This window comes from Pseudomonas sp. ACN8 (assembly GCF_002303925.1).
GTDB lineage: Bacteria > Pseudomonadota > Gammaproteobacteria > Pseudomonadales > Pseudomonadaceae > Aquipseudomonas.
Map to the genome: position 1 here is coordinate 90452 of NZ_MRCS01000014.1, position 21907 is coordinate 112358.

Below are 21907 nucleotides of genomic sequence, written 5' to 3' on the forward strand. Positions count from 1 at the left end.
AGACTTCTACCTTTGCTTAAAGCGACGAGTATTTCTTGCGCAGACGCTGACGAATCAGTTCTGCGAGGGTGTTCATGACGAAGGTGAACAACAGCAGTACCAACGCCGAGAGGAACAGCACGCGATAGTGGCTGCCGCCGACTTCCGATTCGGGCATTTCCACTGCAACGTTGGCTGCCAGGGTGCGCAGGCCTTCGAACAGGTTCATTTCCATGACCGGGGTGTTACCGGTGGCCATCAACACGATCATGGTTTCACCGACCGCACGGCCCATGCCGATCATCAGCGCCGAGAAGATGCCTGGGCTCGCGGTGAGGATCACCACGCGGGTCATGGTCTGCCACGGCGTGGCACCGAGAGCCAGGGAGCCCAGGGTCAGGCCGCGAGGCACGCTGAACACGGCGTCTTCGGCGATGGAGTAGATGTTCGGGATGACCGCGAAGCCCATGGCCAGACCGACCACCAGAGCGTTGCGCTGGTCGTAGGTGATACCCAGGTCGTGGGAGATCCACATGCGCATGTCGCCGCCGAAGAACCAGTTCTCCATGAACGGGCTCATGTACAGCGAGAGCCAGCCCACAAACAGGATCACCGGGATCAGCAGCGCACTTTCCCACCCGTCCGGAACTTTCAGGCGGATCGACTCAGGCAGGCGGCTGAAAGTGAAACCGGCGACCAGGATGCCGATCGGCAGCAACATCAGCAGGCTGAAGATGCCCGGCAAATGCCCTTCCACATACGGCGCGAGGAACAGGCCGGCGAAGAAACCGAGGATCACCGTCGGCATCGCTTCCATCAACTCGATCACCGGCTTGACCTTGCGGCGCATGCCTGGGGCCATGAAGTACGCGGTGTAGATCGCAGCGGCGACGGCCAGTGGAGCGGCTAGCAGCATGGCGTAGAACGCGGCTTTCAGGGTACCGAAGGTCAGCGGCGACAGGCTTAGCTTGGGTTCGAAGTCAGTGTTGGCGGCGGTCGATTGCCAGACGTATTTAGGCTCGTCGTAGTTCTCGTACCAGACCTTGCTCCACAGCGCGCTCCACGAGACTTCCGGGTGCGGGTTATCGAGCAGCAACGGGTGCAACTTGCCGCCGGCCTCCACGATCACGCGGTTGGCACGAGGCGACAGCCCGAAAATGCCCTGGCCTTCAGCGACCGGCTCCACCAGCAAGGTGCGGTGGGCGGTGCTGTGGAACACGCCGAGCTGGCCGGAAGCGTCGAGGGCAATGAAGCCCTTGCGGCGTTCTTCGGCAGTGATTTCAACGATAGGCGTGGTGCCCATCTGGAAGGTGCGGATCTGCTTCAGGCGTTGTTCGCCATCCGGATCGCGGGCCATGAACCACTGGGCCAGGCCACCCTTGGAGTCACCGATGATCAGCGAGATACCGCCCACAAGTTGGGTGCTGGCGGTGACTTGCGCTTCACCGTCTTCAAGCAGTTTGTAGCGACCGTTGAGGCTCTTGTCGCGCAGGCTGAATACGTCGGCCTGGGCACGCCCGTTGACCACGTAAAGCCACTGCTGACGCGGGTCGACGAAGATGTTCTTCACCGGCTCGGTCATTTGCGGCAGTTCGATGCGCTTCTGCTCGTTGGTGACTTCGCCGGTCATCATGTTCTCTTCGCTGGTCAGCGACAGGACATTGAGTTGCGAACCGGTGGAGCCGACCAGCATCAGGGTCGAATCGTTGGCGTTGAGACTGACATGCTCAAGCGCACCGCCGGCTTCGTTCAGGGCGATTGGCGCTTCGCCATACGGGTACTCGACGGCTGGGGTGATGGTTTTCTTGCCCTCCGGGTAACTGACTTTATAGGTGTGACGGAACACCAGCGCCTGGCCGTTGGACAGGCCCACCGCCACCAGCGGGTGACCTGGCTGGTCTTCTCCGATGGAGGTCACGGTGGTGTCGGCCGGGATCGACAGATCGACGCGCTTCAATTCAGCGCCACTGTCGATGTCGAAGAACAATGCCTGGCCCTTGTCGGAAACCCGCATCGCAACCTGGTTCTGCTCTTCCAGGGAGATCATCAGCGGCTTGCCGGCGTCCTGCATCCAGGCTGGCGTGATGGCGTCCCTGGACGTCAGGCTGGCACCCTGGAACAGGGGCGCGACGACGTAGGCAAGGAAGAAGAAGATCAAGGTGATCGCGCCCAGAACAGCGAGGCCGCCAACGAGGACGTACCAGCGGGTCAGGCGATCTTTGAGCGCGCGAATGCGGCGCTTGCGTTGTAGCTCAGGCGTATTGAAATCAATTCGCTTGGGGGGATTAGTAGTCATGTTGGAATTGGCCAGATCATTCATGCGCACACCCTAGCGATCCTGTATGACAGAAAGATGACAATGCAGTGACGCAACAAATCCGCCGCTGACGGTAACCAGCAGTGGATAGAGAATTAGAGGTGTATGGGGGCGGCTCCTGCCGCCCCCATGTGAGTCCAGAGGGGTCACTCTAGACTCAATTTGTTACTTTTTTGCGACTTCAGCGCCGCCTTCCGCCAGACCCAGGTCAGCCAGAGCTTTGGCAGCTACTTTGGCTGGCAGTGGGATGTAACCGTCTTTCACTACGACTTCCTGACCCTGTTTCGACAGAACCAGTTTCACGAACTCGGCTTCCAGCGGGGCCAGAGGCTTGTTCGGGGCCTTGTTGACGTACACGTACAGGAAGCGGGACAGCGGGTACTTGCCGTTCAGGGCGTTTTCTTCAGTGTCTTCGACGAAGTCCTGGCTGCCTTTCTTGGCCAGGGCAACGGTTTTCACGCTAGCGGTCTTGTAACCGATGCCCGAGTAACCGATACCGTTCAGCGAGGAGCTGATCGACTGCACGACCGAAGCCGAACCTGGCTGCTCGTTCACGTTAGGCTTGTAGTCGCCTTTGCACAGGGCTTCTTCCTTGAAGTAGCCGTAGGTGCCGGATACCGAGTTACGACCGAACAGTTGAACCGGCTTGTTGGCCAGGTCGCCGGTCACGCCCAGGTCACCCCAGGTCTTGACTTCGGTTTTAGCGCCGCACAGACGAGTGGACGAGAAGATCGCGTCAACTTGCTCCATGGTCAGGTGCTGGATCGGGTTGTCCTTGTGTACGAATACCGCCAGGGCGTCCACTGCAACCGGGATAGCGGTTGGCTTGTAGCCGTACTTCTGCTCGAAGGCAGCCAGTTCGGTGTCCTTCATCTTGCGGCTCATCGGGCCCAGGTTGGAGGTGCCTTCAGTCAGCGCAGGTGGCGCAGTGGCGGAGCCAGCGGCCTGAATCTGGATGTTTACGTTCGGGTATTCTTTTTTGTAGTTCTCAGCCCAGAGGGTCATGAGGTTGGCCAGGGTATCGGAGCCGACGCTGGACAGGTTGCCCGACACACCAGTGGTCTTGGTGTAGCTCGGGATAGCAGGGTCAACAGCGGCAACCGCGTTGGCAGTCGCAACGCCAGCAGCGACAAAAGTCATTGCCGCCATCAAACGCTTCAGTTTCATGCCTTACTCCTAGCAGATAGGGTGTGTTATTCGGGGCCAAGTATCAGCAGGCCGTGTGAACACTCTATGGCTGAAATATGACAATTGGATGAAAGGCCAGTATTCGGGTTTTTACTGGATGATTCACGGCGCCCTCAGTCGCTAGCAGGCTAGCTCCCACAGTTGAAACGCATTCCAATGTGGGAGCTAGCCTGCTAGCGATGTGGCCTTTATAGACGATGTAAAAAGTCGAGATTAACGACCCTTCTTCCAGAGATATGCCCCCACCAGAATCCCGACCCCACACAGCACCGCCACATAATAAGCAGGCCCCATCGCACTCTCCTTGAGCAACAGGCTGACGATCATCGGCGTCAGGCCACCGAAAATCGCGTAGGCGACGTTGTAGGAGAACGACAGGCCGCTGAAACGCACCACCGGCGGGAAGGCCTTGACCATCACATACGGCACCGCACCGATGGTGCCGACCAGCAGACCGGTCAGGGCATACATCGGGAACAACCAGTCGGGATGATCGGCCAGGCTGTGATAGAAGGTCCAGGAGCTGGCAAGCAGCGCGGTACAGCCGATCACGAAGACTCGTCCCGCACCGAAGCGGTCGGCCAGTGCGCCGGCAATGATGCATCCAAAACTCAGGAACACGATCGCCACGCTGTTGGCCTGCAGGGACGTGGTTGGCGAGAAGTGATAGACCGTCTGCAACACCGTCGGGGTCATCAGGATCAACACCACGATGGCGGCCGACAGCAACCAGGTCAGCAGCATCGAAATGGCAATCGCGCCACGATGGTCACGCAGCACCGCACGCAACGGCACTTCTTCGGCCAGGGCCTTGCGCTGTTGCAGTTCGGCAAACACCGGAGTTTCGTGCAGCCAGCGACGCAGGTACACCGAGAACAGACCGAACACGCCTCCGAGCAGGAACGGAATCCGCCAGGCGTAATCCGCAACTTCCACCGGGGTATAGAGGCTGTTGATCGCCGTGGCAACCAGCGAGCCGAGCAGGATGCCCGCCGTGAGGCCACTGGTCAGGGTGCCGCAGGCGTAGCCGACATGCCGCTGCGGAACGTGCTCGGAAACGAAGACCCATGCCCCCGGCACTTCACCACCAATGGCCGCGCCCTGGATCACCCGCATCAGCAACAGCAGAATCGGCGCCCACATGCCGATCTGCGCGTAAGTCGGCAGCAAACCCATGATCAAGGTCGGCACCGCCATCATGAAAATACTCAGGGTGAACATTTTCTTGCGACCCAACAGGTCGCCGAAGTGCGCCATCACGATGCCGCCCAACGGCCGCGCCAGGTAGCCGGCGGCGAAGATACCGAAGGTCTGCATCAGGCGTAGCCACTCAGGCATGTCCGCCGGGAAGAACAGCTTGCCCACCACCGTGGCGAAGAACACGAAGATGATGAAATCGTAGAACTCCAGCGCGCCGCCCAAGGCAGACAGCGATAGAGTCTTGTAGTCGTTGCGGGTCAGCGGACGTGCGGGTTGGTCTGGCTGCGCGATGCTCGAGGGCGCTGTGGTCATGGCAAGGGCTTCTCTTATAGTCGGATCTGCAACCTCAACAACGCTGGCTGAGGTTTGGGCAGGTCCGGCACGATAGCAAATTGTTCGAAAAAGCACATAGAGGTGCGTTTTTGACAGTCAAAATGAGAACCGGACGGTCGTCGCGGAGTCTACCGACCGATATACTCAAAGCCTGCTCCGGTTTTTGAGGGGTTGCTGTGCGAAAGCGCCTGTCAGGTTCATAGGCGATTTCGCAGAGTTTCCCTTTAGGCGCCTGATGGAAAACGTGACGAACGTAGTATGTTCGGTGCTGAATCGTTTTTCCCGAAGACGGCTACCACCAGCAATACCAACGAAGAGTCACGGGTCAGAGGCACCCCCGGAATGATAGAGCTCGAACAAGAAGATCCGATCCCGCAAGGCGACCTGGCCCTGCAAATCACCGCGCTTCCTCGCGAAACCAACGGCTTTGGCGATATTTTCGGCGGCTGGCTGGTGGCGCAGATGGATTTGGCGGGCACCGCGATGGCCAGCAAGGTCGCCGGAGGGCGCGTTGCCACCGTTGCAATCGACCGTATGGCGTTTCTGGTTCCGGTGGCGGTGGGCGCTCAGCTCTCCTTTTATACCCAGGCCCTGGAAATCGGCCGCAGCTCGATCAAGATGATGGTCGAGGTCTGGAGCGACGATCCACTGTCCAGCGAGTGGCGTAAAGTGACCGAAGCGGTGTTTGTGTTCGTTGCCATCGACGGCAGCGGTCGCACCCGTTCGGTTCCGCCCCGGGCTCGCTGAAAGAGCTTCCAAACCTGGTAGCCGTTTTGCGGTCGATAGTCGTCCACGTTACTGATCGAGAGCTGTCCCATGAGCATGCCCAATGTTGAAGCCGTAAAACTGGATGAACTGAACTGCTGGCGCATCCGCCACGGTCAGGCCGAATTACTGGTGGCCCAGCAAGGCGCGCACATCCTCAGCTATCAATTGGCCGGCCAGCCGCCGCTGATCTGGCTCAACGACGAGGCTGTGTTCAAGACCGGCAAGAGCATCCGTGCCGGCGTGCCGGTGTGCTGGCCATGGTTCGGCAACTTTGCGCGCAACCCGCAAAGCGTTCAGGCGATGCGCACCAGCAATGAAGCGCCGTCGGCTCACGGCTTCGTGCGAGCGATGGATTGGGAGTTGGGCGGCATCGAAGCGGAAGGCGAAAGCCTGAAGGTCGAATTCCTCCTGCCCTACCCCGAAGGCGGCTTTCCCGGCTGGCCGCACCAGGTGGATCTGACGCTGAGCATTCGCCTCGACGAGCAATTGCACATCCATCTGATCAGCCACAACCGGGGCACTGAAACCGTCAGCATCAGCCAGGCGCTGCACAGCTATTTTGCCGTCAGCGATGTGCGTGAGGTGCATGTCGAAGGCGTGGATGGCTTGAGCTACATCGAAACCCTGGAAGACTGGAAAACCAGGCAACAACTCGGTGATCTGTGCTTTATTGGGGAGACCGATCGCATCTATCTCGATGCCCCGCCACTGTTGAGCATCGTCGACCCGACCTGGGAGCGACGCATCGAACTGACCAGCAGCGGATCACGTACGGCGGTGATCTGGAACCCGTGGATCGACCGCGCCGCCGCGTTCAGCGACATGGCCGACGATGGCTGGCAGCGCATGCTATGCATCGAGACGGCGAACGTGATGGGCGATGTGGTGAACCTGAAACCAGGTGCCAGCCATATGCTGGGCGTGAGCGTCGGTAGCAAGCCGCTCTAAGCAACACCACAAAACCAATGTGGGAGCGAGCTTGCTCGCGATGAGGTCACCACATCCAACATCATCGTTGGCTGTCAGGCCGCTATCGCGAGCAGGCTCGCTCCCACATTTGGATCTCCTTACAGATCCGACTCTTCCACCACACGTACCTTCTGCGCATCCAGCGCATACGCCGCATCGGCCAGGTCATTGCTGACCTTCTCGACTTTCAGCGTGCCGGTGACCCACAGCGGCGAGTAGATATCGTTCAACTTCAGGCCCTTTGGATAGCGCACCAGCACCAACTGGTTGGGCGGCGGCGGTGGCACATGGATGCACGCGCCCGGATACGGCACCAGGAAGAACAACGTACTGCGGCCCTTGGCATCGGACTCCAGCGGCACGGGGTACCCGCCAATGCGGATGTTCTTGTCGTTCATCGACGCAACGGTCTTGGTCGAATACATCACCGCTGGCAAGCCTTTGGCCTGCTTCATCCCACCCTTGTCGGTGAAAGTGCCGTTGGCTTCAGGGGAGTTGTGGTCGATTTCAGGCATGGCCTCGAGGGCCTTCTGGTCCGACTTGGGCATCAATTCGAGCCAATCGGTTTCCGGCAATTCGCCGGCATGGGCAAAGCCCGAACCCAGTAAAACAAGAGTCAGTAAAAGACGGCGCATGAAGGTGCTCGGTAAAGGGAAGAACAGGGAACACCAAGCATTCTAGCCCTCCCGGCCGGTTTGGCGGAGAGGGCTTGTCGCCTGGATCAGTTCTTTTTGACCAGTCCGTAGATCACCAGCAACACAACGGCGCCCACCAGCGCACCGATGAAGCCTGCGCCTTGGCCAGCCTGATAGATGCCCAGAGCTTGACCGCCGTAAGTGGCCGCCAGCGAACCGCCGATACCGAGCAGGATGGTCATGATCCAGCCCATGCTGTCATCGCCCGGTTTCAGAAACCGCGCCAGCAGGCCGACAATCAAGCCGATAAAGATGGTTCCGATGATTCCCATGGCATTTCCCTCTGATTGAATTGGCTGAGTCCTAGCCAAAGCCTAGTCAGACTTTGGCATCCTGCCATGAGAGAACGGCGGTCCCTGAATGGTTCCGCCGCTGCCACATGAAACTATTCGGCGATCAGCGCTTCGACCTTGAGGATCTGCGCGGTGAGCGTTTCGCGATCCGCGCATCGCAGGTTGGCGTGACCGACCTTGCGGCCGACCTTGAAGGCCTTGCCGTAGTGATGCAGATGGCAATCGGCGATGGCCACGACCTTCTCGGTGTCCGGCACCTTGCCGATGAAGTTGAGCATCGCGCTTTCGCCGACCTTGGCGGTCGAGCCCAACGGCAGACCGGCAACGGCTCGCAAGTGGTTTTCGAATTGGCTGCACTCGGCGCCTTCGGTAGTCCAGTGCCCTGAGTTGTGCACCCGGGGGGCAATTTCGTTGGCCTTGAGGCCACCGTCGACTTCAAAGAACTCGAACGCCATCACGCCGACGTAATCCAGCTGCTTGAGCACACGGCTGGAGTAGTCTTCGGCCAAGGCTTGCAACGGGTGATCGCTACTGGCCACGGACAGTTTGAGGATGCCGCTTTCGTGGGTGTTGTGCACCAGCGGATAGAACCGGGTCTCACCGTCGCGGGCACGCACGGCGATCAGCGAAACTTCACCGGTGAACGGCACGAAACCTTCCAGCAGGCAGGCCACGCTGCCCAGTTCGGCAAAGGTGCCAACCACATCTTCAGGAGTGCGCAGGACTTTCTGGCCCTTGCCGTCATAACCCAGGGTACGGGTCTTCAGCACCGCCGGCAGACCGATGGAAGCCACGGCGGCGTCGAGATCAGCCTGAGACTGAATGTCGGCGAACGCTGGCGTAGGAATTCCCAGGTCCTTGAACATGCTCTTCTCGAACCAGCGATCGCGGGCGATGCGCAGCGCTTCGGCACTCGGATAGACCGGGACGAATTGCGACAGGAAAGCCACGGTCTCGGCCGGCACGCTTTCGAACTCGAAGGTCACCAGATCGACTTCATCGGCCAGCTGACGCAGGTGATCCTGATCGCCGTAATCGGCCCGCAGGTGTTCGCCCAAAGCGGCTGCGCAAGCATCCGGCGCCGGGTCCAGGAAAGCGAAGTTCATGCCCAGCGGAGTGCCCGCCAGCGCCAACATGCGACCCAACTGGCCGCCACCGATTACACCGATCTTCATCGTCAACAACCTCAGGCGATGCGTGGGTCTGGATTTTCCAGGACGCTGTCTGTCTGCTCAGCACGGAAGGTTTTCAGCACCGCGTGGAACTGCGGGTGCTTGGCGCCAAGGATACTCGCCGACAGCAGCGCTGCGTTGATCGCGCCCGCCTTGCCGATGGCCAGGGTGGCGACCGGAATGCCTGCTGGCATCTGCACAATGGAAAGCAGCGAATCAACACCTGACAGCATTGCCGATTGTACGGGTACGCCCAGCACCGGCAGGTGGGTCTTGGCCGCACACATGCCAGGCAAGTGGGCCGCGCCACCGGCACCGGCGATGATCACCTCGATGCCACGCGCCTCGGCTTCTTCGGCGTACTGGAACAGCAGGTCCGGGGTGCGGTGGGCAGAAACCACTTTCACCTCGTAGGGGATGCCGAGCTTTTCCAGCATATCGGCGGTGTGGCTAAGGGTGGACCAATCGGACTTGGAGCCCATGATCACGCCAACCAGTGCACTCATCGTCGTGCCTCTTCTCTCTGGGCGCCCGCAGGCGCGTCAAAAAACAACAAGCCACGCAGGATGCGTGGCTTGATTGTACGAATTATGGCCGGTCGTAACCGGCCGAAGGCCGCGCAGTATACCTCAATGAGGCAGATAAACAGCCCCTGTTGCGACCATCTGTCATTCACCTCAAAGCGGCGTATTTATTGACTCAAAGGTCAGCCGACATACCTCCTCTGGAAGAAGACGATTCAGCCAGCCGAACGCGCAACTTTCCACATTTCTAAAAGATCTTAAACCCACGTCTTATAATAGTCAGCACTGCGCAATAGAAAGAAATAAACGTTCACTCGAAAATACATCACAGCACCGCTAATTTAATCATCGCAAGCCTATTTAAATCCAGGCATACATACCAACCAGCAAAAGCTGAATGCCTATCAATATTGAGCGCACCTTGAAAGGAGCTCAATTACCGAACAGCAAAACAAAAAAAGCCATCACCACTTAAACTTTCAAGAGAACTACCATGCCAAAACGTCAAATCATGTTGACCGTCTTCGTCCATGAAGACCTGACCGGCTACAACGAAGACAAGCTCTACCTCGATCATTTTGACTGGATAGCAGATACAATTGCACGGATTTCTGCCCGTACAATGGACGTCACATTTGTCCCCCCATCAGATGCCCCATTTATAAGCAACCTCGACTATAAAACCGAGGACCTGGCCAATCTGTTAAATACACTACAGGATAAAATCCTGGAGTACGTCGAGTCACTCCAGCCCGATGACTACCTTCACAAATTTTTGCTATTAACGCGTGACGACATCAACGATAAAACCTTGGGAGTTGCCTATGCCCCGGGTATTGCAGGAGTCGCTTCGACTACATATAAAGTCACCGCCGCTCACGAGATTGGTCATATGTTCAATGCGAACCATGAAGATGCCGAAGAAAGTGTCTCTACTTACTATGGCCCCGCTAAATCTACCATGTACGCTACTGCAGATGGACCTATTGCGTTCCGCTTCAGCAAAACAAACGAGGAGAACATCCGTCGCTACCTCAATCAAGCCGATTGATTCTGAATAACACTTCCTTCGGCATATCAACCGCTGAGGCCAAAGCCTCTTGGAGGCTCTTCAATGCCACGTCCATTGTTGCTACTTGTTTTCATCCACAAAGACCTTTCTGACTACAAGACCAATGAACTTTATGAGAACCACTTCAACTGGCTATCAGAGGAATTCGAAACACTATCCGGACGGCCATTTGCGATCATCTTCATACCTCCCTCAGATGCGCCAACGCTTAGTGACCACTCTTATAAAATTGATACGCCTGAACAAGCGCTTCATGACTGGTATCTAAAAGTCGAGGAACAAAAAATGACCTACACCTATGGCAGCTACGACGATCACACTCGAAAGTTCCTTCTGCTGACACGCGACAACCTCAACAGCTCTACTGCCGGAATTGCCAGCCCCAAGGGCTATTGTGCAATTTCATCTATTCGCGGCAACCAGACTCCCGCCCATGAAGCGGGTCACATGTTCGGTGCAACACATGAGGACTATGAGGTTTATTACAACGGCTGGTGGGACGAAACCATCATGGCGCCGGGTACAGGTTTTTCCGCGCTCAGGGGGGACGCCAAGCGCTTCAGCGACAAAAACAGGGAAAACATCCGTAATTATCTCGAAGAGTACGCTTGAGACGCTTTGAATCACGGCAAAGAGTGAAAACAGAAATGGCTTTCACTCTTTACTCTCCTTCAGCTACTTGAGCCCGCCGCCCCACCCTCCAGCTTGCGCCACAACAACCGCACGTTGGCCTTGCGCACCAGCGCACAGCGGTACAGACGAATCTCCAGCGGCACATGCCACTGCGGCCCGCCGCAGACCACCAGCTCACCCCGCGCCAGCTCGGCACGCACACTCAGTTGCGGCACCCAGGCGATGCCCAGGCCTTCCAGAGCCATGCTTTTCAGGCTGTCGGCCATGGCGGTTTCGTAGATGGTGGTGAAGCGTAGCGCCCGTTGACGAAGCAGCATGTTCACCGAACGGCCGAGAAACGCACCGGCGCTGTACGCCAGTAGCGGCACGCTCCCTTCACCTTCCAGATCGAACAGGGGTTTACCGTCCGCGTCGGCGGCGCAGACCGGCAGCATCTCGGTGTGGCCAAGGTGCAACGAAGGGAAGATTTCCGGGTCCATCTGCATGGCGGCGTCCGGGTCGTAGAACGCCAGCATCAGATCGCAGCCGCCTTCGCGCAAGGCATGCACCGCGTCACCGACGTTGGTCGCCACCAGCCGCGTGGCGATGTTCAGGCCTTCGTTGCGTAACTGCGCGATCCAGCGCGGAAAGAAACCGAGCGCAAGGGAGTGCGCGGCAGCGACCTGCATCACTTCACCCTGCCCGCCTTCCAGGTGATGTAGATGGCGCAGCACTTCGCCCAGTTGCTCGACCACGGTGCGTGCGGTAACCAGAAACAATTGCCCTGCCGCCGTCAGCTCCACCGGCGTGCGTGAACGGTTGACCAGGGTCAGCCCCAACGCCGCCTCCAGGCTGCGGATTCGCCGGCTGAACGCGGGCTGCGTCACGAAGCGCCGCTCGGCGGCCTGGGAGAAACTGCGGGTGGCGGCCAAGGCACTGAAGTCCTCCAGCCATTTGCTTTCCAGATTCATCACGTCCTCCCGGACACGCACCAATTTAGGTCACACGTTCGCCATCAAGCCAGCGTCACACGGGCATTATGCCGAATATGCATAGCCTAGTGTTTAACAGCATTGGCCCAAAATTCTCCACAGGCCTAGCATTCGCAGCGTTCCGGCACAGACCGGGTTCATATTGAGATGATTTCTATCATGTCCTCCGCTGCATCATTCCGCACAGAAAATGACCTGCTTGGCGCCCTCGAAGTACCGGCTCAAGCGTATTACGGTATCCAGACCCTGCGAGCGGTGAATAACTTCCGCCTTTCGGGCGTTCCGATTTCGCACTACCCGAAACTGGTTGTCGGTCTGGCCATGGTTAAACAGGCCGCTGCTGACGCCAACCGTGAGCTGGGTCACCTGAGCGAAGCCAAGCACGCTGCCATCAGTGAAGCCTGTGCACGCTTGATCCGCGGCGACTTCCACGAAGAGTTCGTGGTGGACATGATTCAAGGCGGCGCTGGCACTTCGACCAACATGAATGCCAACGAAGTCATCGCCAACATCGCGCTGGAGGCCATGGGTCACCAGAAAGGCGAGTACCAGTACCTGCACCCGAACGATGACGTGAACATGGCGCAGTCGACCAACGACGCTTACCCGACGGCAATCCGTCTGGGGCTGTTGCTGGGTCACGACGCTCTGCTGGCCAGTCTCGACAGCCTGATTCAGGCGTTCGCGAACAAGGGTCAGGAATTCAACCACGTCCTGAAGATGGGTCGTACCCAACTGCAAGACGCCGTGCCGATGACCCTGGGTCAGGAATTCCGTGCGTTCGCCACCACCATGGGCGAAGACCTGGCCCGCCTGAAGACGCTGGCCCCGGAACTGCTGACTGAAGTGAACCTGGGCGGCACCGCGATCGGTACCGGTATCAACGCCGACCCGCGTTATCAGGCTCTGGCTGTTCAGCGTCTGGCAGTGATCAGCGGCCAACCGCTGGTACCGGCCGCCGACCTGATCGAAGCCACCTCCGACATGGGCGCCTTCGTGTTGTTCTCCGGCATGCTCAAGCGTACCGCGGTCAAACTGTCGAAAATTTGTAACGATCTGCGCCTGCTGTCCAGCGGCCCGCGTACCGGCATCAACGAGATCAACCTGCCGGCGCGGCAGCCAGGCAGTTCGATCATGCCAGGCAAAGTCAACCCGGTAATTCCGGAAGCGGTCAACCAGGTGGCGTTCCAGATCATCGGTAACGACCTGGCCCTGACCATCGCGGCCGAAGGCGGCCAGCTGCAACTGAACGTGATGGAGCCGCTGATCGCCTTCAAGATCTTCGACTCGATCCGCCTGCTGCAACGCGCCATGGACATGCTGCGCGAGCACTGCATCGTCGGCATCACCGCCAACGAAGCCCGCTGCCGCGAACTGGTCGAGCACTCGATCGGCCTGGTCACCGCACTGAACCCGTACATCGGCTACAAGAATGCCACCCGCATCGCCGGCATCGCCCTTGAAAGCGGCCGCGGCGTGCTGGAACTGGTGCGCGAAGAAGGTCTGCTCGACGAAGCCATGCTTGCCGACATCCTGCGCCCGGAAAACATGATTGCTCCGCGCCTGGTGCCTCTGAAGGCATAACCCGACGCGTTACTTGTAGCACCGCTCACCAGGTCGAGGGACTAGACACCTCTCACCTTTTGAGGGCTTGGGGATTTAGTCCCCAGGCCCTTTTTTTTAACTGTTTTGTAGGAGCGAGCTTGCTCGCGAAGATGTTTAACGATAACGCGTAAACCTGATGGCCAACGGCGCCCTTGAGTTTTTCGCGAGCGAGCTCGCTCCTACAGGAGCCCGGCGCCGGTAACGTCGGGTGTTTCAAAGGCTTCGCTTCACCGAATGGACCACAACCGTGCAGACGGACGGCACTGTCATCGGTATAGTGCCGCCCCTCTTCGTGTGAGCGGTCGTCGGTAGCGAGGCCACAACCCATGCGAAACCCGAACTAATAACAAACCCGCGATATGAAACCGGGACGAACGTCGAACCGCCCATTGTGCCGTGCGCCAAGGGATGTAACTCGATGTGTCTATCCGGCCAGCATTTGCCTACACAAAAAACAGCGAGGAATAATCCATGCTCGAAGTCATCAACGACTTCCTCTCAGGGAAAGTACTGATCGTGCTCATTGTCGGGCTCGGTAGCTACTTCACGATCCGCTCGCGTTTCGTTCAATTGCGTCACTTCTTCCACATGTTCGCGGTGTTCCGCGACAGCCTCAAAAGCAGCGCCGGACAACTGAGTTCGTTCCAGGCCCTGATGCTCAGCCTCGCCGGCCGCGTCGGTGCGGGCAACATCGCCGGTGTCGGCATTGCCGTGACCCTCGGTGGCCCCGGCGCCGTGTTCTGGATGTGGGTGACCGCGCTGGTCGGCATGTCCAGCAGCTTCTTCGAATGCTCCCTCGGCCAGCTCTACAAGCGCTGCGACTCCGAAGGCCAGTTCCGTGGTGGCCCGTCCTATTACATCCAGCACGGCCTGCAAAAACGCTGGTTGGGCATGCTGATGGCATTCCTGCTGCTGGTGACGTTCGGCTTCGCCTTCAACGGCCTGCAAGCCCACGCCGTGACGCACTCGCTGAACAACGCGTTCGGCCTCGACACCACTTACACCGGTATCGGTCTGGCGGTGCTTTTGGGCCTGGTGTTCATCGGCGGGATCAAGCGCATCGCCAAGGTCGCCGACTTGTTGGTGCCGGTGAAAACCCTGGTGTACATCGGCGTGACCCTCTACGTGATCGTGCTGCAGTTCGACCATGTGCCGGGCATGCTGATGACTATCGTCAAGAGCGCCTTCGGTCTGGACCAGGCCTTCGGCGGCCTGATCGGCAGCGCTATCGTCATGGGCGTGAAGCGGGGCGTGTTCGCCAACGAAGCCGGCCTGGGCAGTGCGCCGAACGTGGCGGCGGTCGCGGCGGTCGAGCACCCGGTGGCACAAGGTGTGGTTCAGGCGTTCAGCGTGTTCCTCGATACCTTCGTGATCTGCACTTGCACCGCGCTGCTGATCCTGCTCTCCGGCTTCTACACCCCGGGCTTCGAGGGTGACGGCATTGCCCTGACCCAGAACTCGCTGGCCGCCGTGGTTGGTGACTGGGGCCGGATGTTCATCTCCGTGGCCCTGGCGTTGTTCGTGTTCACCTCGATCCTCTACAACTACTACCTGGGCGAGAACAACCTGCGCTTTTTGATCGGTGAAAACCGCAAGGCGCTGATGGGCTATCGCGCGCTGGTACTGGTGTTGATTTTCTGGGGCGCCATCGAAAACCTCGGCACCGTATTTGCCTTCGCCGACATCACCATGACCATGCTCGCGTTCGTCAACCTGATCGCGCTGTTCCTGCTGTTCAAGGTCGGCATGCGCATCCTGCGTGACTACGATGACCAGCGCGCCGCTGGCATCACCACACCGGTATTCGATTCGAGCAAATTCCCGGATCTGGATCTGGATCGCCAGGCATGGCCGGCCAATCCGCCAGCCGCTCAGGCTGAAGCGACGCTAAAGGCCGCGACCGCAGCGCAACACTGATCGGTTAAAGTGCGGAAATCCCATGTGGGAGCGAGCCTGCTCGCGAATGCGGACTGACATTCAATATTGATGTCGACTGACACACCGCTATCGCGAGCAGGCTCGCTCCCACAAGGAAGTCATCGATTTCGGAGATTCCCATGAATTCCTCGACCTATCCTGCCGCCCAACACGTCATGGTGCTCTACACCGGCGGCACCATCGGCATGCAGGCCAGCGCCAACGGCCTGGCCCCGGCGTCCGGTTTCGAAGCGCGAATGCGCGACTACCTGCACAGCCAGCCCGAGCTGGTTGTGCCGCAATGGCGCTTTCGCGAGATGTCGCCGCTGATCGACAGCGCCAACATGACCCCGACGTACTGGCAGCAGTTGCGTGAAGCGGTGGTCGATGCGGTGGATGTTCAAGGCTGCGACAGCGTGCTGATCCTGCATGGTACCGACACCCTGGCCTACAGCGCGGCCGCCATGAGTTTTCAATTGTTGGGCCTGCACGCCCGCGTATGCTTCACCGGCTCGATGCTGCCGGCCGGCGTCACCGATAGCGATGCCTGGGAAAACCTCGGCGGCGCGCTGGTCGCACTGGGCCAGGGCCTGGCGCCGGGTGTGCATCTGTACTTCCATGGCGAACTGCTGGACCCGACCCGCTGCGCGAAGGTGCGCAGTTTTGGTCGGCATCCTTTCAAGCGCCTGGAGCGTCAGGGCGGTGGAGTGAAAGTGCCTTCGCTGCCAACACAGTTGAATTACAACCAGCCCAAACAATTGACGAACGTCGCGGTGCTGCCGCTCTTCCCCGGCATCAGCGCCGAGGTGCTGGATGGTTTGCTCGACAGCGGCATTCAGGGCCTGGTGCTGGAGTGCTACGGCAGCGGCACCGGCCCGAGCGACAACCCCGGGTTTCTCGCCAGCCTTGGCCATGCGCGGGACAAAGGCGTGGTCGTGGTAGCGGTCACGCAATGCCACGAAGGCGGGGTTGAACTGGACGTCTATGAAGCCGGCAGTCGTTTGCGCGGTGTGGGCGTATTGTCCGGTGGCGGCATGACCCGTGAAGCAGCGTTCGGCAAGTTGCATGGGTTGTTGGGTACAGGGCTTGATACGGATGAAGTCCGTCGGCTCGTCGAACTCGACCTGTGCGGCGAGCTGAGCTGAGCCCCCTTGTAGGAGCGAGCCTGCTCGCGATAGCGGTCTACCATTCACATTGATGTGACTGATCCACCGTCATCGCGAGCAGGCTCGCTCCCACAGGGACATCACCCGGCATACAACTTGCTGCGCTCCAGCCATCCCCAGGCTGGAAGTCCTCATGCTCCACTCCCACCTCACCACGCTCAACGCGGTCTCCCTGGTACTCGATGCCTTCAAGGCACAAGGCTTGTCCAGCGAAGCGCTGCTGGCCGGAAGCGGCATCAGTGCGGCGGATCTGAACCGTGCCGACACGCGCATCACCACCAACCAGGAAATGCAGGTCTGCGCCAACGCCGTTGCCCTCAAGCGTGACATTGGCCTGGAACTGGGCCGACGGATGCACGTTTCCTGCTATGGCATGCTCGGTTACGCCCTGCTCACCAGTGCCACCTTCGGTGACGCTTTGCGTCTGGCGATACGCTATCCGGCGCTGCTGGGAACACTTTTCGAACTGAGCCTGGAAGACGATGGCGAGCGCATCTGGTTCGCCGCCGCCGATTATCGCGAGAGCCCGGCCATGGCGGTGTTCAATGCCGAGTTCTGCCTGGTGTCGCTGAAAGTCACCTGCGACGACCTGCTCGGCCATCCCCTGCCCTTGCTCGGCGCGCGCTTCGAACATGCCGCGCCCGACTACGAAGCGACCTACGCCGAACACTTCAACTGCCCAGTGCACTTCGGCGCGCGGAACAACGCCTTCGCCTTCGACAAACGCTGGCTCGACCAGCCGCTGCCGCTGGCCGATGTCATCACCCATCAAGCCATCGCCGAACGCTGCCGCAAACAGAACATCGAGTTCACCGGGCGCCAGGCCTGGCTGGGGCGGATCCGCCAATTGCTCAGCGCCCAACTGAATGCCGCGCCCGGGCTGGAAGGGCTGGCCGAGCAAATGAACTGTTCGGCGCGGACCTTGCGCCGCCATCTCAAGGACATGGGTTGCAGCTACCAGGAACTGCTCGACGAGCTGCGCTTCGAGCAGGCCAAGCAAATGCTGTGCGAGGATCAATTGCCGATCTACCAGATTGCCGAAGCCTTGGGTTTCAGCGAAACGGCGAGTTTCCGTCATGCGTTTGTGCGCTGGAGTGGTGTGGCGCCCAGCCAATTCCGGCCACACGGATAATCCTGTGGGAGCAAGGGGCGAATTTCGGTCAGATGTTTTGGCCATATCAATCCCCTTTTGGCCTTTCCTGCCGTTCTCCGATTCGCCGTGCGCCGCAACACTGGGGGCAACCGAATCAGCCCTGCGGAGAACAAGAAATGCTGACGATCTACTCGGACGATCACCACCTGCACCACGGCCGCTGCGAACTCATCGACGGCCAGCTCAAGCCCTGCTTCGAGATGCCTTCACGCGCCGACCACGTGCTGCAACGGGTGAAAAACCAGAACCTGGGGCCTGTAGAAGCACCCAAGGATTTCGGCCTGGCACCGATTGCGCGCATCCATAGCCGCGACTACCTCGATTTCTTCAAAGGTGCCTGGGCACGCTGGACCGAATTCAACACCGACGGTGACCTGCTGCCGTATACCTGGCCTGCACGCACCTTGCGCCCGATCAAACCGACCAGCCTCCACGGCCAACTCGGCTATTACAGCTTCGACGGCGGCGCCCCGATCACCGCCGGCACTTGGCAGGCGGCGTACAGCGCAGCACAAGTTGCCCTCACCGCCCAAACTGAAATCCAGCGTGGCGCCCGCTCTGCTTTCGCCTTGTGCCGTCCACCGGGACACCACGCCGCCAGCGATTTGATGGGGGGTTATTGCTACCTCAACAACGCCGCCATCGCCGCCCAGGCGTTCCTCGATCAAGGCCACAAAAAGGTCGCGATCCTCGACGTCGATTACCATCACGGTAACGGCACCCAGTCGATTTTCTACGAACGCAGCGACGTGCTGTTCACCTCTATCCACGGTCATCCGGAAGCCGAGTTCCCGTTCTTCCTCGGCTATGAAGATGAGCACGGCGAAGGCGCTGGCGAAGGGTTCAACTTCAACTACCCGCTGGCCGCAGGCTCAGGCTGGGACACCTGGAGCGCAGCGCTGGAACAAGCCTGCAAAGAGATCGAAAGCTACGGCGCGGACATCATCGTCGTGTCCCTGGGCGTCGATACCTTCAAGGACGATCCGATCTCGCAATTCAAGCTCGACAGTCCGGACTACCTGGCCATGGGCAAGCGCATCGCCGGCCTCGGCGTACCGACGCTGTTCGTGATGGAAGGCGGTTATGCCGTCGAAGAAATCGGCATCAATGCCGTGAACGTTCTCGAAGGTTTTGAAAGCGCTTGTTGAGGAAGTAGAAAAATGAAAAGTCTTAAGCGTTTCATCGTGCCGACGCTGTGTGCCTCGGTGCTCAGCGTTGCCGCCCACGCCGAAGAGCGAACGTTGCGCGTCTACAACTGGTTCGACTACATCACCCCCAAGGCCCTGGAAGACTTCAAGGCCCAGAACTCCCAGACCAAACTGGTCTATGACATCTTCGACACCAACGAAGCACTGGAAGCCAAGCTGTTGACCGGCAACTCCGGCTACGACGTGGTGGTGCCGTCCAACGTGTTCCTCGCCAAGCAAATCGAAGCCGGAGTATTCCAGCCTCTGGACCGCAGCAAGCTGCCGAACTGGAACCACCTCGATCCCAAGCTGATGAAATTGATCGAAGCCAACGATCCGGGCAACAAGTTCGCTGTGCCGTACATGTACGGGACCATCCTGATCGGGTTCAACCCGGACAAGGTCAAGGCCGCCCTGGGCGCCGACGCTCCGGTAGACAGCTGGGACCTGATCTTCAAGGAAGAGAACATCAGCAAGCTCAAGCAGTGCGGCGTCGCCCTGCTCGACTCACCCTCAGAGATCCTGCCACTGGCCCTGCAACACCTCGGCCTGGACCCCAACAGCAAGAAGCCTGCGGACTACGCCAAGGCTGAAGCACTGCTGATGAAGATCCGCCCGTACATCACCTACTTCCACTCGTCCAAGTACATGGCCGATATCGCCAACGGTGACATCTGCGTCGCGGTCGGTTACTCCGGCAGCTTCTCGCAAGCCGCCAACCGCGCCAAGGAAGCCAAGAACGGTGTGGTCGTCGACATGCGTTTGCCGAAGGAAGGCGCGCCGATCTGGTTCGACATGCTGGCGATTCCGAAGGGGGCGAAAAACCCCGAAGACGCCTACACCTTCATCAACTACCTGCTGCAGCCGCAAGTAATTGCACCGGTCAGCGACTTTGTCGGTTACCCGAACCCGAACAAGGACGCCACGGAACTGGTCGACCCGGCGATTCGCAACAACCCCAACCTGTATCCGACCGATGCGGCGATGGGCACGCTCTACACCCTGCAACCGCTGCCGCGTGATGCCGAACGTGCACGGACCCGGGCCTGGACCAAGATCAAGTCCGGGACCTGAAACCCACCGCTATCCAGCTGTCATCAGGACCTGCGTTCGCGCAGGTCTTTTTTTGCCCACGATATTTACTTACCGCCAACCGCACACTGATGCACCCTCGCGATTGGACTGAACAGACCGCCCGCTTCAGAGCACCTGCCACACCCTGCGCAACCGCTCCAATGCAGACTCGATCGCCTTTTCAGGTACGGCGGCAAAGCCCAGTACCAGTCCCGCACGTTGATCCATCGGAGTCACGGATTCCGGCAGCCAGTAACTGCTCAAGCCGTTGACCTCGACATCGACACTGCTCGCCAATTCAATCAGCTCGCGTTCGCGGGCCACGCTGTCGACCGGTACGGTCATATGCAGTCCCGCCGCGACGGTGGGCAGTTTGCCGATGCCTGGAATATCCAGCGGCCAACCATTGAGCAAGGTATTGCGCCGACTCAGCGCCGCACGCCGCATGCGTCTTATGTGCCGCTGAAAATGCCCGGCTGCCATGAACTCGGCCATCACCGCCTGGGTGCTGACTTCAGAATGCCGCACGTCCACCGCACGTCGTTGCGCAAAGGCCTGCACCAGCCCCGGCGGCAGCACCAGATAACCGAGACGCAAAGCCGGAAACGCGACCTTGCCGAACGTGCCGACATACAACACCCGCCCGTGACGATCGAGCGCGGCCAAAGGCGCCAATGGCGCACCGCTGTAGCGGTACTCGCCATCGTAATCATCCTCGACGATCCAGCCTTGGGTGCGCTCGGCCCAGGCCAGCAACTCCAGGCGCCGCGCCAGGCTCATGACCACGCCGGTGGGATACTGGTGGGACGGCGTGACGTAGGTCAGCCGGCAATCATCGAGCCCTGCCAGTTCGCTGCAATTGATGCCCTCGCTGTCCACTGCCACCCCGTGCAGTCGCGCCCCCGCCACGGCGAACGCATGTCCAGCCGCCCGATACCCCGGATTTTCAATCGCCACCCCGTCACCGGGCTCCACCAGCAACTGTGCACAAAGGCTTATTCCCTGCTGCGCGCCACTGGTGATCAGAATTTGTTCAGCCGTGCATTGCATGCCCCGCGAGCTGCGCAGGTACGCCGCGATCATCCCGCGCAATCGCCTATCACCTGCCGGGTCGCCGTAGCACAACTGCTGGAAATCCGGTTTACGCCAGAAAGCCGCATTCAGCTTGGCCCAAACCTCGAACGGGAAGAGATCGAACGCCGGAACACCAACCCGAAAAGCCTTGGGCGGACCGCTGGGCGGCATGGGTAAATGGTTCTTTTCAACGCGAGTCAGTGCACCGCTGTGGATAACTTTGCTGGATAAATCAACAGGTAAATCGAGCCATTTTGTGGATAAGGTTGTGGGTAAGCCTGTTGAAAACCCTGTGGATACTTTTGTGGATAATTTTTTTGCCGGCAAGGTTGTCTGGGGCAATTTCGCGACATAAGTCCCGTCGCCCACTCGCCCTTCGATAAACCCTTCGGCGTACAGCTGATCGTAGGCGCGCACCACGCTGTTGCGGGAAATCGCCAGCGCGGCGGCCAGATCACGACTGGCAGGCAGACGCGTACCGCTGGCCAGTCGCCCGTCCAAAACACGCGTGCGCAATGCCTGGTAGAGCTGACGACTCAGCCCTTGCCGACGATCAAGTTCGATACCCGCAGGGTTGAAGGTCAGGGACAGTGGTTCGCTAGTCATCGCAATGGACC

The 21907-nt window shown here is 59.4% G+C and carries 19 protein-coding genes; 10 read left to right on the forward strand and 9 right to left on the reverse strand.

The window, feature by feature from the left end; genetic code table 11:
* Positions 1–16 precede the first annotated feature (16 nt).
* The 3 genes from BSF44_RS10375 to BSF44_RS10385 form a co-directional block, all read right to left on the reverse strand.
* Positions 17–2050, reverse strand: a complete 2034-nt coding sequence (locus tag BSF44_RS10375) for an ABC transporter permease subunit (RefSeq protein ID WP_172435331.1) — start codon at positions 2048–2050, stop codon at positions 17–19.
* Between the two features lie 411 nt (positions 2051–2461).
* A complete protein-coding gene (locus BSF44_RS10380) occupies positions 2462–3463 on the reverse strand; it encodes a phosphate ABC transporter substrate-binding protein PstS (protein ID WP_095943424.1) in 1002 nt (333 codons plus the stop codon).
* A 234-nt stretch (positions 3464–3697) separates the two neighbouring features.
* Positions 3698–4996, reverse strand: a complete 1299-nt coding sequence (locus BSF44_RS10385; protein ID WP_056726831.1) for an MFS transporter — start codon at positions 4994–4996, stop codon at positions 3698–3700.
* A gap of 363 nt (positions 4997–5359) precedes the next feature.
* Between BSF44_RS10385 and BSF44_RS10390 the strand changes: the two genes are divergently transcribed.
* Complete coding sequence (locus BSF44_RS10390; protein ID WP_007942704.1) at positions 5360–5764, forward strand: acyl-CoA thioesterase; 405 nt, start codon at positions 5360–5362, stop codon at positions 5762–5764.
* A gap of 69 nt (positions 5765–5833) precedes the next feature.
* A complete protein-coding gene (locus tag BSF44_RS10395; protein ID WP_095943425.1) occupies positions 5834–6733 on the forward strand; it encodes a D-hexose-6-phosphate mutarotase in 900 nt (299 codons plus the stop codon).
* Positions 6734–6852: 119 nt separating this feature from the next.
* Here the strand turns inward: BSF44_RS10395 and BSF44_RS10400 are convergent, their stop codons facing one another.
* The 4 genes from BSF44_RS10400 to purE form a co-directional block, all read right to left on the reverse strand.
* On the reverse strand, positions 6853–7389 hold the full coding sequence (locus BSF44_RS10400; RefSeq protein WP_095943426.1) for a DUF3299 domain-containing protein: 537 nt from the start codon (positions 7387–7389) through the stop codon (positions 6853–6855).
* Between the two features lie 86 nt (positions 7390–7475).
* On the reverse strand, positions 7476–7721 hold the full coding sequence (locus tag BSF44_RS10405; RefSeq protein WP_007928514.1) for a GlsB/YeaQ/YmgE family stress response membrane protein: 246 nt from the start codon (positions 7719–7721) through the stop codon (positions 7476–7478).
* 113 nt (positions 7722–7834) lie between these two features.
* On the reverse strand, positions 7835–8917 hold the full coding sequence (locus BSF44_RS10410) for a 5-(carboxyamino)imidazole ribonucleotide synthase (RefSeq protein WP_095943427.1): 1083 nt from the start codon (positions 8915–8917) through the stop codon (positions 7835–7837).
* 11 nt (positions 8918–8928) lie between these two features.
* Entirely contained in the window at positions 8929–9420 is a 492-nt protein-coding gene (gene purE, locus BSF44_RS10415; protein ID WP_007971731.1) for a 5-(carboxyamino)imidazole ribonucleotide mutase, read from the reverse strand.
* A gap of 511 nt (positions 9421–9931) precedes the next feature.
* Here purE and BSF44_RS10420 point away from each other — a divergent pair.
* A complete protein-coding gene (locus tag BSF44_RS10420; protein WP_095943428.1) occupies positions 9932–10489 on the forward strand; it encodes a reprolysin-like metallopeptidase in 558 nt (185 codons plus the stop codon).
* Positions 10490–10552: 63 nt separating this feature from the next.
* The gene (locus BSF44_RS10425) at positions 10553–11122 is read left to right on the forward strand and encodes a hypothetical protein (protein WP_095943429.1); all 570 of its coding nucleotides are present in this window, start codon (positions 10553–10555) and stop codon (positions 11120–11122) included.
* Between the two features lie 59 nt (positions 11123–11181).
* On the opposite strand, the gene BSF44_RS10430 is transcribed toward BSF44_RS10425, so the two are convergent.
* Entirely contained in the window at positions 11182–12093 is a 912-nt protein-coding gene (locus tag BSF44_RS10430; protein ID WP_095943430.1) for a LysR substrate-binding domain-containing protein, read from the reverse strand.
* 180 nt (positions 12094–12273) lie between these two features.
* Here BSF44_RS10430 and aspA point away from each other — a divergent pair, with 180 nt between their 5' ends.
* The 6 genes from aspA (at position 12274) to BSF44_RS10460 (ending at position 20216) form a co-directional block, all read left to right on the forward strand.
* Positions 12274–13698 carry an aspartate ammonia-lyase gene (gene aspA / locus BSF44_RS10435; RefSeq protein ID WP_095943431.1) on the forward strand — a complete coding sequence of 475 codons (1425 nt, stop codon included), beginning with the start codon at positions 12274–12276 and terminating at the stop codon, positions 13696–13698.
* A 492-nt stretch (positions 13699–14190) separates the two neighbouring features.
* Complete coding sequence (locus BSF44_RS10440) at positions 14191–15636, forward strand: sodium:alanine symporter family protein (RefSeq protein ID WP_095943432.1); 1446 nt, start codon at positions 14191–14193, stop codon at positions 15634–15636.
* A gap of 140 nt (positions 15637–15776) precedes the next feature.
* Positions 15777–16781 (forward strand): asparaginase, encoded by a 1005-nt coding sequence (locus BSF44_RS10445; RefSeq protein ID WP_095943433.1) that lies wholly within the window; start codon positions 15777–15779, stop codon positions 16779–16781.
* Positions 16782–16935: 154 nt separating this feature from the next.
* On the forward strand, positions 16936–17934 hold the full coding sequence (locus BSF44_RS10450; RefSeq protein WP_095943434.1) for an AraC family transcriptional regulator: 999 nt from the start codon (positions 16936–16938) through the stop codon (positions 17932–17934).
* Between the two features lie 137 nt (positions 17935–18071).
* Positions 18072–19103 (forward strand): histone deacetylase family protein, encoded by a 1032-nt coding sequence (locus BSF44_RS10455; RefSeq protein ID WP_095943435.1) that lies wholly within the window; start codon positions 18072–18074, stop codon positions 19101–19103.
* A 12-nt stretch (positions 19104–19115) separates the two neighbouring features.
* A complete protein-coding gene (locus BSF44_RS10460) occupies positions 19116–20216 on the forward strand; it encodes a polyamine ABC transporter substrate-binding protein (RefSeq protein WP_095943436.1) in 1101 nt (366 codons plus the stop codon).
* A gap of 126 nt (positions 20217–20342) precedes the next feature.
* Here BSF44_RS10460 and BSF44_RS10465 read toward each other — a convergent pair whose 3' ends face one another.
* Entirely contained in the window at positions 20343–21896 is a 1554-nt protein-coding gene (locus BSF44_RS10465) for a PLP-dependent aminotransferase family protein (RefSeq protein WP_095943437.1), read from the reverse strand.
* Positions 21897–21907: the final 11 nt, after the last annotated feature.

Coding starts and splice junctions, on each gene's coding strand:
- BSF44_RS10375 (WP_172435331.1), bottom strand. CDS start 2,050: ATGCAGGACGCCGGCAAGCCGCTGATGATCTCCCTGGAAGAGCAGAAC.
- BSF44_RS10380 (WP_095943424.1), bottom strand. CDS start 3,463: ATGAAACTGAAGCGTTTGATGGCGGCAATGACTTTTGTCGCTGCTGGC.
- BSF44_RS10385 (WP_056726831.1), bottom strand. CDS start 4,996: ATGACCACAGCGCCCTCGAGCATCGCGCAGCCAGACCAACCCGCACGT.
- BSF44_RS10390 (WP_007942704.1), top strand. CDS start 5,360: ATGATAGAGCTCGAACAAGAAGATCCGATCCCGCAAGGCGACCTGGCC.
- BSF44_RS10395 (WP_095943425.1), top strand. CDS start 5,834: ATGAGCATGCCCAATGTTGAAGCCGTAAAACTGGATGAACTGAACTGC.
- BSF44_RS10400 (WP_095943426.1), bottom strand. CDS start 7,389: ATGCGCCGTCTTTTACTGACTCTTGTTTTACTGGGTTCGGGCTTTGCC.
- BSF44_RS10405 (WP_007928514.1), bottom strand. CDS start 7,721: ATGGGAATCATCGGAACCATCTTTATCGGCTTGATTGTCGGCCTGCTG.
- BSF44_RS10410 (WP_095943427.1), bottom strand. CDS start 8,917: ATGAAGATCGGTGTAATCGGTGGCGGCCAGTTGGGTCGCATGTTGGCG.
- purE (WP_007971731.1), bottom strand. CDS start 9,420: ATGAGTGCACTGGTTGGCGTGATCATGGGCTCCAAGTCCGATTGGTCC.
- BSF44_RS10420 (WP_095943428.1), top strand. CDS start 9,932: ATGCCAAAACGTCAAATCATGTTGACCGTCTTCGTCCATGAAGACCTG.
- BSF44_RS10425 (WP_095943429.1), top strand. CDS start 10,553: ATGCCACGTCCATTGTTGCTACTTGTTTTCATCCACAAAGACCTTTCT.
- BSF44_RS10430 (WP_095943430.1), bottom strand. CDS start 12,093: ATGAATCTGGAAAGCAAATGGCTGGAGGACTTCAGTGCCTTGGCCGCC.
- aspA (WP_095943431.1), top strand. CDS start 12,274: ATGTCCTCCGCTGCATCATTCCGCACAGAAAATGACCTGCTTGGCGCC.
- BSF44_RS10440 (WP_095943432.1), top strand. CDS start 14,191: ATGCTCGAAGTCATCAACGACTTCCTCTCAGGGAAAGTACTGATCGTG.
- BSF44_RS10445 (WP_095943433.1), top strand. CDS start 15,777: ATGAATTCCTCGACCTATCCTGCCGCCCAACACGTCATGGTGCTCTAC.
- BSF44_RS10450 (WP_095943434.1), top strand. CDS start 16,936: ATGCTCCACTCCCACCTCACCACGCTCAACGCGGTCTCCCTGGTACTC.
- BSF44_RS10455 (WP_095943435.1), top strand. CDS start 18,072: ATGCTGACGATCTACTCGGACGATCACCACCTGCACCACGGCCGCTGC.
- BSF44_RS10460 (WP_095943436.1), top strand. CDS start 19,116: ATGAAAAGTCTTAAGCGTTTCATCGTGCCGACGCTGTGTGCCTCGGTG.
- BSF44_RS10465 (WP_095943437.1), bottom strand. CDS start 21,896: ATGACTAGCGAACCACTGTCCCTGACCTTCAACCCTGCGGGTATCGAA.